At 66.1% G+C, this 15252-nt stretch carries 12 protein-coding genes; 10 read left to right on the top strand and 2 right to left on the bottom strand.

Annotated features, from left to right (window positions below; genetic code table 11):
* Positions 1–168 precede the first annotated feature (168 nt).
* Complete coding sequence (locus ACOJCM_RS06370) at positions 169–450, top strand: DUF2218 domain-containing protein (protein WP_445211231.1); 282 nt, start codon at positions 169–171, stop codon at positions 448–450.
* Positions 447–1358 carry a DMT family transporter gene (locus ACOJCM_RS06375; protein WP_445211232.1) on the top strand — a complete coding sequence of 304 codons (912 nt, stop codon included), beginning with the start codon at positions 447–449 and terminating at the stop codon, positions 1356–1358. Before ACOJCM_RS06370 ends, ACOJCM_RS06375 begins: the two co-directional genes overlap by 4 nt.
* Here the strand turns inward: ACOJCM_RS06375 and ACOJCM_RS06380 are convergent.
* Entirely contained in the window at positions 1355–3322 is a 1968-nt protein-coding gene (locus ACOJCM_RS06380; protein WP_445211233.1) for an MBL fold metallo-hydrolase, read from the bottom strand. The two genes, ACOJCM_RS06375 and ACOJCM_RS06380, sit on opposite strands and share 4 nt — an antisense overlap.
* A gap of 132 nt (positions 3323–3454) precedes the next feature.
* On the opposite strand from ACOJCM_RS06380, the gene dapB reads away from it, so the two are divergent.
* The 4 genes from dapB (at position 3455) to greA (ending at position 9446) form a co-directional block, all read left to right on the top strand.
* Positions 3455–4258: a 4-hydroxy-tetrahydrodipicolinate reductase gene (gene dapB / locus ACOJCM_RS06385; protein ID WP_445211234.1), complete on the top strand. Its 804-nt coding sequence runs from the start codon at positions 3455–3457 to the stop codon at positions 4256–4258.
* Between the two features lie 263 nt (positions 4259–4521).
* Positions 4522–5679, top strand: a complete 1158-nt coding sequence (carA, locus tag ACOJCM_RS06390) for a glutamine-hydrolyzing carbamoyl-phosphate synthase small subunit (protein WP_445211272.1) — start codon at positions 4522–4524, stop codon at positions 5677–5679.
* A 48-nt stretch (positions 5680–5727) separates the two neighbouring features.
* A complete protein-coding gene (gene carB, locus ACOJCM_RS06395) occupies positions 5728–8973 on the top strand; it encodes a carbamoyl-phosphate synthase large subunit (protein ID WP_445211235.1) in 3246 nt (1081 codons plus the stop codon).
* Positions 8970–9446, top strand: a complete 477-nt coding sequence (gene greA / locus ACOJCM_RS06400; RefSeq protein ID WP_445211236.1) for a transcription elongation factor GreA — start codon at positions 8970–8972, stop codon at positions 9444–9446. Before carB ends, greA begins: the two co-directional genes overlap by 4 nt.
* Before the next feature lie 92 nt (positions 9447–9538).
* On the opposite strand, the gene yhbY is transcribed toward greA, so the two are convergent.
* Entirely contained in the window at positions 9539–9865 is a 327-nt protein-coding gene (yhbY, locus tag ACOJCM_RS06405; protein WP_445211237.1) for a ribosome assembly RNA-binding protein YhbY, read from the bottom strand.
* A gap of 164 nt (positions 9866–10029) precedes the next feature.
* Between yhbY and rlmE the strand changes: the two genes are divergently transcribed.
* The 4 genes from rlmE (at position 10030) to glmM (ending at position 15251) form a co-directional block, all read left to right on the top strand.
* Entirely contained in the window at positions 10030–10707 is a 678-nt protein-coding gene (gene rlmE, locus ACOJCM_RS06410; RefSeq protein WP_445211238.1) for a 23S rRNA (uridine(2552)-2'-O)-methyltransferase RlmE, read from the top strand.
* Between the two features lie 222 nt (positions 10708–10929).
* On the top strand, positions 10930–12957 hold the full coding sequence (gene ftsH, locus ACOJCM_RS06415; protein WP_445211239.1) for an ATP-dependent zinc metalloprotease FtsH: 2028 nt from the start codon (positions 10930–10932) through the stop codon (positions 12955–12957).
* 85 nt (positions 12958–13042) lie between these two features.
* A complete protein-coding gene (folP, locus tag ACOJCM_RS06420; RefSeq protein ID WP_445211240.1) occupies positions 13043–13909 on the top strand; it encodes a dihydropteroate synthase in 867 nt (288 codons plus the stop codon).
* The gene (gene glmM / locus ACOJCM_RS06425; RefSeq protein WP_445211241.1) at positions 13902–15251 is read left to right on the top strand and encodes a phosphoglucosamine mutase; all 1350 of its coding nucleotides are present in this window, start codon (positions 13902–13904) and stop codon (positions 15249–15251) included. The genes folP and glmM overlap by 8 nt, the downstream gene beginning before the upstream one ends.
* The last annotated feature ends 1 nt before the right edge of the window (position 15252 follow it).

The following is a 15252-nucleotide window of genomic DNA, read 5'->3' on the forward strand; positions in this document are numbered from 1 at the left end:
CCTTACCCGGTGCCCCAGGGCACCGGGTTTTTCGTTGCGCCCGGAGCGGGTCGGCAGTTCGTGCGGTCGAACACTTTGTTGCGTGACAGGCGCGATGAAGGACTGGCGCAGGCGTGGGGTGCGCCTTAGTCTGAGTCTGTCATTCCCTACACGTATGGAGAACGTTCTATGCCGATGTCACGTGCCGAGGTCCTTACCGAATCCGGGGCGAGGCTGATGAACCGGCTGTGCAAGCACTGGGCGCACAAGCTGGAGGTGGAGCAGGGCGAAGAGGAGAGCCGCGTGGGGTTCGAGGACGGCTCCTGCGTGATGCGTGTCGAGCCGGGCAGGCTGGTGGTGGCCATCGAGGCGCTGGAGGAGGAGAGCCTCGACCGCCTGGAGGGCATCGTCGATTCTCACCTGCAGCGCATGGCGGGTGACGAGGAGCTTGCCATCGTCTGGGAAAATTGAGCGCGTCGCTAACGCCGCACCGCGCCCATCTGGGCATGTTGTTGTGGGCGCTGCTGGTGGGTTTGTCGTTTCCCGCCGTGGGGCTGATGAGCGAACTTCCGCCGCTGTCGCTTACCGCGCTGCGCTTTGCCATCGCCTGCGCGGGGTTATGGTGGCTGGCGCGGCGATCGCCGGATTTCTCGCCGCCCTGGCGGGTACTGCCGCTCTATGCCCTGATGGGGCTGTGCCTGGCCGGCTTCTTCGGTGCCATGTTCTGGGCCGCGCACCACGCCACGGCGCTCTCCATGGCCACGCTCTACGTGACCGTGCCGCTGCTGGCCTACCTGCTGGGGCTCGGGTTTCGCGTCGAGCGGTTGACCTGGCAGCTGCCTGCCGTCCTGGCGCTGGGCGCTTGCGGGGCGCTGGCATTGGCTTTCGCCGAGGCGCTCAGTCACGGCGAGAGCATGCAGCTGGGCGTGGGCGAAGTAGTTTTCTTCCTCGGCTGCGTATCGTCGGCGCTCTACCCGGTGCTGAGCAAATGGGGCCTGGCCCGCGGCTGGCTGCCCGAGTCGGCAGCGGTGCGTACCTTCTGGAGCCTGGGCCTGGGCGGGCTCGCCATCGGCCTGCTGGGGCTTGCCATCGAGCCCGCCAGCCACCTCGTCGCGATGCGCTGGCAGGACCTGGCCCTGGTGATCTACCTCGGGCTCTTCTCCAGTGCGCTCACCTTCTGGCTGATGCAGCGGGCCACCTCCGTGCTCACCCCCGGTGCCGTCACGGCGTATGGCTACATGGTGCCGTTCGTCTCCATGCTGCTGCTGTTCGTCACCGCGCCCGAGCAGATCGGTTGGCACTGGCTGCCGGGTAGCGTGCTGGTCATTGCCGCCATCGGGCTGCTGCTGCGTCAGGACGGCAGGCACCCGGCGAGCTAGTCCTCCTCCGCTTCGGGCTCGCTGCCCGGGGTGGCGGCCAGCCGCGGGAAGCCGGCGCGAATCTCGGCGTAGAGCTCGCGCGCGTCGTCGACGTGGCGCCGGGAGAAGTGGAACGGCACCAGCTGGCCGACGTTGGCCGCCGCGGCGATTTCGCCGCAGGCGCGGGCCGTCAGGTGGCCGGTGCGCCGGGCCTGCTCGGCCTGATCCTCGCGAAACGACGCCTCGCAGAACAGTACCTCGGCGCCGCGGGCAAGGGAGAGCAGGCGCTCGCGGTTACCGGGCGTATCGCCGAAGTCGGTGGCATAGACCAGGCGCTGGCCCGGCTGCGAGATCAGCAGCTGTCCCGCCAGCTCGGCGACGGGCCGCCGGCTGCCGTCGGGCAGGTCGATCAGTGCCTCTTCGTCGCTGGCCAGCACGCACTGCTTGAGTTCACCGAGCCAAGGGCCGGGCTCCCAGCCGTGCGCTTCCAGGCGCTCCTTGCGCACCTTGACCTGAACGTCGCCTTCAAAGGCGAAGGCCAGCACCGGCGTGCCGTGATCCAGCGTGACGGCGCGTACGCGAAAGCCGAGTTCCCGGTGCACCACGCCGTCGTCGACGTCTCTCGGCGAGAGTGCCTTCATCGGCTGGCCCGCCATCAGGCGGTAATGGGCCAGGCGTTCGCCGTGCAGCTCGAAGACCTCGAAGCGTGGCGCCTTCTCTTCCGCCCGATCCCACAGGATGCCGCGCATCATTCCGTCAATATGGCCGGCGAGCCCGGGCGGGCCGTAGACCCGGCACGGCGTGTAGTCACCGATGCGTGAGCGCAGCAGCCACAGGAAGCCGCCGATATGGTCGAAGTGGGCGTGACTGATGAACACGTCGCTGATTTGGTGGGCCAGCCGCGCCGACAGGCGCCCGGGGTCACCCAGATCGAACATCAGGCTGCGCTTGCGGTGGCGCAGCCGTAGGTGCAGCAGCGGGTCGCCGAATACACCATTGACCAGCGTGGCACGCAGGCCACCGAGGCGCAGCGTAGGGCGCGGGCCATCCGAGGCATCGTGAGGCGGCAGGCTGAATGCCGGCTCCTTGTCGGGTGCAGTGGTAGGCATTCCACGCAAGGGCCGTGCGGTGCCAAGCTGGCCGTCGGGGCGGCGCACGGCGTCGCGTACCACCAGGGCGTAGGGCATGGCCTCGAGGCTAGGAGCCAGCACCCGCAGCCGTTGACCCACCAAGGCGCATGTTTCACCGATTGCGAGGGTGCGGCCCGCGCCGTCGACCAGGCCGACCTGTCGTCCCCGCCAGGCGTTGGCGGCATCCCGCGGCGGCGGCGTACCGATGATGGACAGCCGCGTCAGGTCGAGCTCTCGTTCGGTCGTTTCAGCGAGGTAGGCGTTCCACGTCGCGGTACGCCACTGTGTGCGCTGCGGTTTGCTCGGGTGTCGGGCGGCGACGGCGGCCGGCAGGTGCAGCGACTCAAGGCCCAGCAGTGTGCGCTCGTTCGGGTAGGGGTCGGGCTCTCCGGCCGGCGCCAGGCGCACCACGGCGTCGGCACGACCGGCGCCGGCGAGTGCCGGCAGCAGTTCGGCGCCGCCGATGCCGCGCTCCACGCCCGGTGCGTCGATCAGCAGCGGCCCGGCCTCGACCCGTTCGGCGAGGCGGCGAACTGCCTCGACCAGCGGCAGGCGAAATCGTGAGCCGTCCAGCGTGGCCAGTGCCTCGAAGCCCACGAGGTGCCAGTCTCCCTGCTCGCCCAGGGTCGGGTCCCAACGGCCCAGGCAGACGGCGCCGGGTGGGCCGAAGCCGGGCAGGCCGGGGTCGGCGGCCAGGCAGTGGCAGTTCTGGCCCTTAGCGGCCAGCGCAGCCGCGACAGAGCGGGCGAGCGTGGTCTTGCCACTGCCGGGCGGGCCGGTCAGCAGGACCCGGGCGCAGCGCTCAAGCAGCGCGAGTAGTGGGGGGACGTGGGCTGGCTCCAGTGTCGTGGGCATGGGGCTCCTGGCTTTAGCGTGTCGCTATGCCCAGTGTGGGCGATGGCGCCTGCCTTGCCCAAACGGCCCGGTACGTCGTGGCTCTGGTATACTGCCCTCGTTCCCCAGCCTTCAGAGTTCGCAGGAGTCCGCATGACCCGTATCGCCATCGTCGGTGTCGCCGGCCGCATGGGCCGCACCCTGGTCAACGCCGTGCAACAGGATGCCGGTGCCACCCTGGCCGGCGGCATCGTCGAGCCGGGCAGTTCGCTGGCCGGCGCCGATATTGGCGAGCTGGCGGGGCTGGGCAAGCTGGGGGTCGCCGCGGTGGATTCCCTCGACGCCATCGTCGACGATTTCGACGTGCTGGTCGACTTCACCGCGCCCCGGGTGACACTGGCCAACCTGGCCTTCTGTGCTCAGCACGGCAAGCGCATGGTGATCGGCACCACCGGGCTTTCCGACGATGAGCTGGCCGAACTCGACGGCTACCGCGAGCGGTTGCCCTTCGTCTTCGCTCCCAACATGAGCGTGGGGGTGAACTTGACCCTGAAACTTCTCGAGACCGCGGCCCGGGCGCTGGGCGACGAAGGCTACGACATCGAGGTGATCGAGGCCCACCATCGCCACAAGGTCGATTCCCCATCCGGTACGGCACTCAAGATGGGTGAGGTGGTGGCGCAGAGCCTCGGACGCTCGCTCAAGGAGCATGGCGTGTTCGAGCGTGTCGGCCAGTGCGGGCCGCGGGATCCCAAGGAGATCGGCTTTGCCACGGTGCGTGCCGGCGACATTGTCGGCGAGCACACGGTGATGTTTGCCACCGAGGGCGAGCGCATCGAAATCACCCACAAGGCCTCGAGCCGCATGACCTTCGCCAAGGGGGCGGTGCGGGCGGCACGCTGGGTGGCCGAGCAGGGTAATGGCAGGTATGGCATGCAGGACGTACTAGGTTTGTGAGCCAAGACGATAGCCATAAGAGGCCGAATCCTGTAACATCTCCAAAATTTTGGCCGGGCGCCTGAAAAACAGCAGATCCACTGCGCGCTTGTTGCGTGGCCAGCCCCCGAGCAAAACAGACAACAAGCGGGATGAAACCGGTTTTTTCTATCGGCTTCGTCCCGCTTTTTTACGAGCCGAATCTGTCGCAGCGCGATAGCCGCCGAGCCTGCTCCCCGAGGCTCGCACCAGCATGGGAGGACTTTGTCTTGAACAGCCCCGCATTGAGCAGACCCGCGATATTGGCCCTGGAAGACGGCAGCGTCTTTCACGGTACGGCCATCGGCGCCGATGGGCAGACCAGCGGCGAGGTGGTGTTCAATACGGCCATGACCGGCTATCAGGAGATCCTCACCGACCTCTCCTACACGCGACAGATCGTCACCCTGACCTATCCGCATATCGGCAACACCGGCGTCAACGCCGAGGACGTCGAGTCCGACGGCATCGCCGCCGCGGGCCTGGTGATCCGCGACTTGCCGCTCGTCGCCAGCAACTTCCGCTCCGAGCAGTCGCTTTCCGACTACCTGAAGAGCCGCAACGTGCTCGGTATCGCCGACATCGACACGCGGCGGCTGACCCGTATCCTGCGCGACAAGGGCGCCCAGAACGGCGCGATCCTGGCCGGAAGCGAGGCCGAGGGCGACGACGCCGTCGAGCGCGCGCTGGCCGCGGCACGCGACTTTCCCGGCCTCAAGGGCATGGACCTGGCCAAGGAGGTCTCGTGCAAGGAGGGCTATGAGTGGAGCGAGGGCGAGTGGGTCCTGGGCCAGGGCAACGTCGATGCCGGCCATGGTGAGGGAAGTGCAGAACGCCCGTTCCATGTGGTGGTCTACGACTACGGCGTAAAGTACAACATCCTGCGCATGCTCGCCTCGCGCGGTTGTCGCCTGAGCATCGTGCCGGCCCAGACCCCGGCCAGCGAGGTACTGGCCAGGGAGCCTGACGGCATCCTGCTGGCCAACGGCCCCGGCGACCCGGAGCCTTGCGATTACGCCATCCGGGCGATCCGCGAGATCCTCGAGACCGACACTCCCGTCTTCGGCATCTGCCTGGGCCACCAGCTGCTGGCGCTGGCCGCCGGCGCGAAGACGGTGAAAATGAACCACGGCCACCACGGCGCCAACCACCCGGTACAGGATCTCGACACCGGCCACGTGATGATCACCAGCCAGAACCATGGCTTCGCCGTCGACGAGGCGAGCCTGCCAAGTAACGTGCGCGCCATCCACCGCTCGTTGTTCGACGGCACGCTGCAGGGCATCGAGCTGACCGACCGCCCGGCCTTCAGCTTCCAGGGCCACCCGGAAGCGAGCCCCGGCCCGCGCGACGTGTCGCCGCTGTTCGATCGCTTCGTCGAGATGATGAAGGCCCGCCGCTAGGACGAGCCCCGAGAACGTTATTCGCCACCTTATTTTGCGGGGAGCACCATGCCCAAGCGTACCGACATCAACAGTATCCTGATCATTGGCGCCGGCCCCATCGTCATCGGCCAGGCGTGCGAGTTCGACTACTCCGGCGCCCAGGCCTGCAAGGCGCTGCGCGAGGAGGGCTACCGGGTCATCCTGGTCAACTCCAACCCGGCCACCATCATGACCGACCCGGCCATGGCCGATGCGACCTACATCGAGCCGATCACCTGGCAGGCGGTGGAGAAGATCATCGAGGCCGAGCGTCCCGACGCCATCCTGCCTACCATGGGCGGGCAGACGGCGCTCAACTGTGCACTGAACCTCGACAAGCACGGTGTGCTGGAAAAATACGGCGTGGAGATGATCGGCGCCAACGCCGACGCCATCAACAAGGCCGAGGATCGCGACCTCTTCGACCAGGCCATGAAGCGCATCGGCCTGGAGTGCCCCAAGGCCGAGGTGGCCCACACCATGGAGGAGGCCTGGCGCATCCAGGAGTCGCTGGGCTTCCCGGTGATCATCCGCCCTTCCTACACCATGGGCGGCTCCGGCGGCGGCGTGGCCTACAACAAGGAGGAGTTCGAGGAGATCTGCACCCGCGGCTTCGAGCTTTCCAACAACCATGAGCTGCTCATCGACGAGTCGCTGCTGGGCTGGAAGGAGTACGAGATGGAGGTCGTTCGCGACAAGAACGACAACTGCATCATCGTCTGTTCCATCGAGAACTTCGACCCCATGGGCATCCACACCGGCGACTCCATTACCGTGGCGCCAGCGCAGACGCTGACCGACAAGGAGTACCAGATCATGCGCGACGCATCGCTTGCGGTGCTGCGCGAGATCGGCGTCGAGACCGGTGGCTCCAACGTGCAGTTCGGCGTCGACCCGGATACCGGCCGCATGGTGGTGATCGAGATGAACCCGCGGGTGTCGCGCTCCTCGGCGCTGGCCTCCAAGGCCACCGGCTTTCCGATCGCCAAGATCGCCGCCAAGCTGGCGGTGGGCTACACCCTTGACGAACTCTCCAACGACATCACCGGCGGACGCACCCCGGCTTCGTTCGAGCCGTCGATCGACTATGTGGTCACCAAGATTCCGCGCTTCACCTTCGAGAAGTTCCCCCAGGCCAACGATCGTCTGACCACCCAGATGAAATCGGTGGGCGAGGTGATGGCCATCGGACGCACGTTCCAGGAGTCGCTGCAGAAAGCGTTGCGTGGGCTCGAGACCGGCAACGACGGCCTCGATCCCAAGTTTCCTGAACTCAAGGACGGGGAGTTCACCGACGACGCCATGGCGCAGATCAAGGGCGAGCTGCAGGCCGCCGGCGCCGAGCGCATCTTCTACGTCGCCGACGCCATGCGCGCCGGCATGAGCGTGGAGGAGGTCTTCGCCCTGACCAAGATCGACCCCTGGTTCCTGGTCCAGCTGGAAGACCTGGTGCACATCGAGCAGGGTCTGGCCAAGCGCTCCCTCTCCGAGCTTTCGCCGCGCGAGCTGTTCGGCCTCAAGCGCAAGGGCTTTTCCGATGCGCGCCTGGCCAGGCTGCTCGGCGTCTCAGAGAAGGAGTTCCGCCGCACGCGCCAGAAGGCCGGCATCCGCCCGGTCTACAAGCGCGTCGACACCTGTGCCGCCGAGTTCGCCTCGGATACCGCCTACATGTACTCCACCTACGAGGAGGAGTGCGAGGCCGAGGTCTCCGAGCGCAAGAAGATCATGGTGCTGGGCGGTGGGCCCAACCGCATCGGCCAGGGCATCGAGTTCGACTACTGCTGCGTCCATGCCGCCTTCGCCATGCGCGACGACGGCTATGAAACCATCATGGTCAACTGCAACCCGGAAACCGTCTCCACCGACTACGACACCTCCGATCGTCTCTACTTCGAGCCGGTTACCCTGGAGGACGTGCTGGAGATCGCCGACAAGGAGCGGCCGACCGGCGTGATCGTGCAGTTCGGCGGCCAGACCCCGCTCAAGCTCGCCCGCGAACTCGAGGCCGCCGGCGTGCCGATCATCGGCACCACGCCGGACGCCATCGACCGTGCCGAGGACCGTGAGCGCTTCCAGCAGATGATCGACAAGCTGGGTCTCAAGCAGCCGCCCAACGCCACCGCGCGCAGCTTCGACGAGGCCTTCCTCAAGGCCGAGGCGATCGGCTACCCGCTGGTGGTGCGCCCGAGCTACGTGCTCGGCGGTCGCGCCATGGAGATCGTCTACTCCGCCGATGAGCTGGAAAACTACATGACCCACGCGGTCAAGGTCTCCAACGATTCGCCGGTACTGCTCGACCACTTCCTCAATGCGGCCATCGAGATCGACATCGATGCCGTTTCCGACGGCCATGAGGTGGTGATCGGCGGGATCATGCAGCACATCGAGCAGGCCGGCGTGCACTCCGGCGACTCGGCGTGCGCGCTACCGCCCTACTCGCTGCCCCCCGAGGTGCAGGACGAAATGCGCGATCAGGTCAAGCGCATGGCCGTCGAGCTCGGCGTGGTGGGTCTGATGAACGTGCAGCTGGCCTGGCAGGACGGCGAGATCTACGTCATCGAGGTCAATCCGCGTGCCTCGCGCACCGCGCCCTTCGTCTCCAAGTGCATCGGGACCTCGCTGGCCCAGGTCGCCGCTCGCTGCATGGCCGGCAAGACCCTGGCCGAGCAGGGCTTCACCCGCGAGATCGTGCCGCACTTCTACAGCGTCAAGGAGGCGGTGTTCCCGTTCAACAAGTTCCCCGGCGTCGACCCCATCCTGTCGCCGGAGATGAAGTCCACCGGCGAGGTGATGGGCAGCGGCGACACCTTCGCCGAGGCCTTCTACAAGGCTCAATTGGGCGCCGGCGAGGCGATCCCCGCGCTCAGCGGCGAGCGCAAGGCGTTCCTTTCTGTGCGCGAGCCGGACAAGGCCGGAGTTATCGAGATTGCACAATCTCTGCTAGGATTGGGTTTCACCCTGTGCGCGACCCGCGGCACTGCCGCTGCCCTCGAAGCCGCTGGCCTCGAGGTCGAGGTCGTGAACAAGGTTTACGAAGGTCGTCCGCATATCGTCGATCTGTTGAAGAACGACGACATCGCCTACATCGTCAATACCACCGAGGGTCGCCAGGCGATCAACGACTCCTCGGTGATCCGTCGTACCGCGCTGGCCCGCAAGGTGCCCTATGCCACCACCCTGGCAGGGGCGAGTGCCGTTTGCATGGCACTGGCGTACGGCAACGCGATTACGGTGCGGCGGTTACAGGAACTGCATGCAGGAGCAACGCAATGAACAAGGTCCCGATGACCGTTGCCGGCGAGGCACGCCTGCGCAAGGAACTCGAGGAACTCAAGGGCGAGGCGCGCCCCAGGGTGATCGCCGCAATTGCCGAGGCTCGTGAACACGGCGACCTCAAGGAGAACGCCGAGTATCACGCGGCACGCGAGCAGCAGGGCTTCATCGAGGGGCGTATCCAGGAGATCGAGAGCAAGCTCTCCAATGCCCAGGTGATCGACGTGCAGAAGCTGCCCCAGACCGGCAAGGTGATCTTTGGCGTCACCGTCGAGTTGATCAACCTCGGCAACGACGAGGAGGTCAGCTATCAGATCGTTGGCGAGGACGAGGCCGACATCAAGAGCGGCAAGATATCCGTTACCTCGCCCATCGCCCGCGCGCTGATCGGCAAGGAGGAGGGCGACGTGGTGGTGGTCGCTACGCCGGGCGGCGAGGTCGAATACGAGATCGCGAGCGTGCAGCACCTCTGAGCCGTCGGCAGGCGATCCTGTACGAAAAAGCCCGCGACATCATGTCGCGGACTTTTGTGTCGTGCTGCGGGCTTCGGCTGGCACAAGGGGTCTCAGTGGCGCCCGTGGTGATTCTCGAAGCGCTGGACGTTGGAAAGCTTCGGGTTGGCCTTGGGGTTCCGGCGATAGAGCAGTGCCATCTTGCCGATGGTCTGAACGCGCTCGGCGCCGCTGGCATTCAGTAGTTCCTCCAGCATGGCGGCACGATCGTCACGCTCGGCCAGGGCCAGCTTCACCTTGATCAGTTCGTGATCGGCCAGCGCGCGGTCGAGCTCGGCCAGCACGCCCTCGGAGACGCCGTTCTCGGAGACCGTGACGACCGGGTTCAGATGATGGCCGATGCTGCGGAATGCTTTCTTTTGTGCCTGTGACAAGCTCATGGTATCTTGCGTCTTCCCGGTTGCGCGTAACCTGTCATGGTACGGTGAAATGTGTCCCGGCGAAAGCGTAGCAAGGCCTTGTCGGCCCTCGACCAGCTCCGCATCATACCGAACCAGGCCGCCGAGCCTGCGTGTCGTTCGGCTTTTTCTGTCAAGGTGATCGTGTGGCTCGATCCACTTCCTCCTCTCGCGACGGTGCGTCCGACCCTTCACGCCGACAGCGTGGCGCCAGCAAGAGCAGTGCCGGCTGGCTCAAGGAGCACTTCGACGACCGCTTCGTCCAGCAGAGCTGGCAGGATGGTTACCGCAGCCGTGCCAGCTACAAGCTGCTTGCGCTCGACGACAAGGACCGGTTGTTCAAGCCCGGCATGAGCGTGATCGACCTGGGGGCCGCCCCGGGCGGCTGGAGTCAGGTGGCGGCGGATCGCGTGGGGCCGGAGGGGATGGTGATCGCTTCCGACATTCTTGAGATGGACGGCTTGGCCGGGGTCGAGTTCATCCAGGGCGACTTCACCGAGGACACCGTTCTCGAGGCGATACTTTCGGCCCTCGCCGGACGGCCGGTGGATCTGGTGATGTCCGACATGGCTCCCAATATGAGTGGCATGAGTGCCATCGACCAGCCCCAGGCCATGTACCTGGTGGAGCTGGCTCTCGACTTGGCGCGGCAAACGTTGCGCCCTGGCGGCCGCTTCCTGGCCAAGGTGTTTCAGGGCGAAGGATTCGACGCCTACCTGAAGGAGCTGCGAGGCAGCTTTACCAAGGTGGCGACCCGCAAGCCGGAAGCCTCCCGCGCCCGTTCGCGCGAGGTCTACCTGTTGGCGGATGGATATCGGGGCTGAGCCGCGGCTCGGCCCGAAACACGAGCCAGTGCGCGGCGTCACCCGCCCTGGCGTCCGATGATAGCCTTAGACTAACGGTGCTATGGCCAGACACGGCCGCGCAACTGTGCCACAGTGTGGAACTGTGCGGGCATGTCCCGCCGGGCGGAACATGGCCTGCCCCTGCGTGGTCTTACAGCCAGGCATCGTTGGCCGAGAGTAGCTTGCAATGAGGGTAGTCCCTTGAATGATATGGCGAAGAATTTGATCCTCTGGTTGGTCATCGCGGCGGTGCTGCTGACGGTGTTCAACAATTTCAGCGTCGATTCCACACCGCAGACGATGAACTATTCCCAGTTCGTCGAGCAGGTGCAGAATCAGCAGATCCGCAGCGTGACCATCGATGGCTACACCATCACCGGGGAGCGTGCCGACGGCTCGCAGTTCCAGACCATCCGGCCGGCGGCGGAGGATCCCAAGCTGATCGACGATCTGCTTGCCCATAACGTCACCGTGGTCGGCAGGGAGCCCCAGGAGCAGAGCCTGTGGACCCGGCTACTGATCGCCAGCTTCCCGATCCTGCTGATACTCGCCATCTTCATGTTCTTCATGCGCCAGATGCAGGGCGGCGGTGGCGGCAAGGGCGGCCCGATGAGCTTCGGCAAATCCAAGGCCAAGCTGCTTTCGCAAGACCAGATCAAGACCACCTTCGCTGACGTGGCCGGCTGCGACGAGGCCAAGGAGGAAGTCGAGGAGCTGGTCGACTTCCTGCGTGATCCCTCCAAGTTCCAGCGCCTGGGCGGTACCATTCCGCGCGGCGTGCTGATGGTGGGTCCGCCGGGTACGGGGAAGACGCTGCTGGCGAAGTCTATCGCCGGCGAGGCCAAGGTGCCGTTCTTCTCCATCTCCGGCTCGGATTTCGTCGAGATGTTCGTCGGGGTGGGCGCCTCTCGCGTGCGCGACATGTTCGAGCAGGCCAAGAAGCAGGCGCCCTGCATCATCTTCATTGACGAGATCGACGCTGTAGGCCGCTCGCGCGGCGCCGGAATGGGCGGTGGCAACGACGAGCGTGAGCAGACCCTCAACCAGCTCCTGGTCGAGATGGACGGCTTCGAAGCCAACGAGGGGATCATCGTCATTGCCGCGACCAACCGCCCCGACGTGCTCGATCCCGCGCTGCTGCGCCCGGGCCGCTTTGACCGCCAGGTGGTGGTGCCGCTGCCCGATATACGTGGCCGCGAGCATATCCTCAATGTGCACCTGCGCAAGGTACCGCTGGCCGACGACGTCAAGCCGTCGCTGATCGCACGTGGCACGCCGGGCTTCTCCGGCGCCGATCTGGCGAACCTGGTCAACGAGGCGGCGCTCTTCGCCGCGCGGCGCAACAAGCGCCTGGTGGGCATGGAGGAGCTGGAGCTGGCCAAGGACAAGATCATGATGGGCGCCGAGCGCCGCTCCATGGTCATGACTGACAAGGAAAAACTCAACACCGCCTACCATGAGTCGGGCCATGCCATCATCGGCCTGGTGATGCCGGAGCATGACCCGGTCTACAAGGTCACCATCATCCCGCGCGGACGTGCGCTGGGGGTGACCATGTTCCTGCCCGAGCAGGATCGCTACAGCCTGTCGCGCCAGCAGATCATCAGCCAGATCTGCTCACTGTTCGGCGGCCGTATCGCCGAGGAGATGACGCTGGGGCCGAATGGCGTCACGACCGGGGCTTCCAACGACATCAAGCGGGCCACCGAACTGGCCCACAACATGGTCGCCAAGTGGGGTCTCTCCGAAACCATGGGGCCGATCATGTACGACGAGGACGAGTCGCACCAGTTCCTCGGCGGCCCCGGCCAGGGCGGCGGCAAGCTCAAGTCCGGCGAGACCACGACTCGGCTCGACCAGGAAGTGCGCAAGATCATCGACGAATGCTATGCCGAGGCGAAGCGCATCCTCGAAGAGAACCGCGACAAGCTCGACGCCATGGCCGAAGCGCTGATGCAGTACGAGACCATCGACGCCGACCAGCTCCGCGACATCATGGAAGGCCGCAAGCCACGCCCGCCCAAGGATTGGGAAGACGGCGACTCCGGCAGCGGTTCGCCGATTGTCGGCGAAGCCGAGCCCAAACGCGACGAGGAGCCGGCGGCCGAGCCTACCGACAGCGGCAGCGCAGGAGGTGACGGCTCGAGCGGCGATCATGGCGACGAAGACGAGGACGAGGACACTCGGCGTCGGCCCTCCGACCCGCTGGGCGGCCCCGCCGGGTCATAACGACCGACGATCTTACTGAGGCGCCCCTCCGGGGCGCCTTTGCCATGGGGCGTCCTGGCACGGCCCGCGTCACAGGATTCTTCGCATGATGGAAACCCCTTTGCCGACCTGGCTGCCGTGTGGGCGGCATCGACTCGATCTCTCCTATCCCCGGGTCATGGGGATACTCAACGTCACCCCCGACTCTTTCTCGGACGGCGGCCGTCACGTGGCCGTCGACGATGCGCTGCGCCATGCCGAGCGGATGCTGGCCGAAGGGGCGGCGATCATCGACGTGGGCGGCGAATCGACTCGTCCCGGCGCCCAGGCGGTCACCGCCCAGCAGGAGCTCGACCGGGTCGCCCCGGTGGTCGAGCGGCTGGTGGGCGAGCTCGACGCGCTGGTCTCGGTGGATACGAGCAGCCCCGAGGTCATGAAGCAGGCCGCCCAGCTGGGTGCGGGCATGATCAACGACGTACGTTCGTTGCAGCGAGAGGGGGCGCTGGAGGCGGCGCTTGGCACAGGGCTTCCGGTATGCCTGATGCATATGCAGGGCGAGCCGCAGGACATGCAGCAAGCGCCCCGCTATGATGAGCCCATCGAGGACGCCGTGGCCGGATTCCTGGCGGCACGGGTGGCTGCCTGCGAAGCGGCCGGCCTGCGCCGCGAGCGCCTGCTGATCGACCCCGGCTTCGGCTTCGGCAAGACCGTCGAACACAATCTGCGCCTGCTCCACCGCATGGAGCGGCTGGCTGCCCTCGAACTGCCCGTGCTCGTCGGCATGTCGCGCAAGAGCCTGATCGGCAAGGTGCTGGGCCGGCCCGTGGAGGAGCGGCTGCCGGGCGGGCTGGCATTGGCCTCGCTGGCGGTCGAGCGAGGCGCCCGAATTCTTCGCGTTCATGACGTCGGCCCGGTCATGGATGCGGTGAACATGACCTGGGCCGTGCTAAGGGAAGGCTGCGAGCATGACTAGAAAATACTTCGGTACGGATGGCATCCGCGGAACGGTCGGGGATTACCCCATCACGCCTGACTTCATGCTCAAGTTGGGCTGGGCCATGGGCCGGGTGCTGGCCCGGGAGTCGGGTCGAGCGCGAGTGCTGATCGGCAAGGACACGCGCATCTCGGGCTACATGTTCGAATCGGCGCTCGAGGCGGGGCTGTCGGCGGCCGGCGTCGACGTGGCCCTGCTGGGTCCGATGCCCACGCCGGGCATCGCCTATCTCACGCGCACCTTCCGTGCCGATGCCGGTATCGTCATCTCGGCCTCGCATAACCCCTTCGCCGACAACGGGATCAAGTTCTTCTCCACCGAGGGCACCAAGCTCGCCGACACGCTGGAGGAGCGCATCGAAGCGATGCTGGATGAGCCGTTGACCACGGTAGCCGCCAGCCGGCTGGGCAAGGCGATGCGAATCGACGATGCCGCCGGCCGCTATATCGAGTTCTGCAAATCGACCATTCCCAACCGGGTCAACCTGCATGGGCTGCGCATGGTGCTCGACTGCGCCCACGGCGCCACCTATCACATTGCGCCCAGCGTGTTCCGCGAACTCGGTGCCGAGGTCAGCCTGGTCGGTGCCAGCCCGGACGGCCTCAACATCAATCGCGAGGTGGGCTCCACTTCGCCGGCCACCCTGCGCGCGGCTGTGATCCAGCAAGGGGCCGACCTGGGCATCGCCTTCGATGGCGATGGCGACCGGGTGCTGATGGTCGATGCCGACGGACGCGAGATCGACGGTGACGATATTCTCTACCTGATCGCTCGCGATCGTCACGAGCGCGCCCAGCTCGTCGGTGGCGTGGTCGGGACCCTGATGACCAACCTGGGGCTCGCCATGGCGCTCGAGCGCATGAACATCCCCTTCGAGCGCGTCAAGGTCGGCGACCGCTACGTGGTCGAGCGCCTGCTGGAAAAAGGCTGGCAGCTTGGCGGCGAGTCTTCCGGTCACATCGTCTGTGCCGACGTGCAGAGCACCGGCGACGGCATCGTTTCGGCGCTGCAGGTGCTGGCGATCATGATCAGCGAGGGCAAGCCGCTGCATGCCCTGCTCTCGGGGCTGGAGAAAGTGCCCCAGGCGCTGGTCAACGTGCGCCTGACACCGGGCAGCGATGCCAAGTCGCTCATCGAACGTCCGGCAGTGAAGGATGCCGTGGCGGCAATGGAGGCGGAGCTTGGCGAGGAAGGTCGTGTCCTGTTGCGTCCCTCGGGCACCGAACCGTTGATCCGGGTGATGGTCGAAGGGCGGGCGCATCTCGATGTCGAAGCATTGGCCAGTCGCCTTGCTGCCGACGTCGAGGGAGAGTTGGGTTGAC

The sequence above is a fragment of the Billgrantia hypersalina genome (assembly GCF_052584175.1).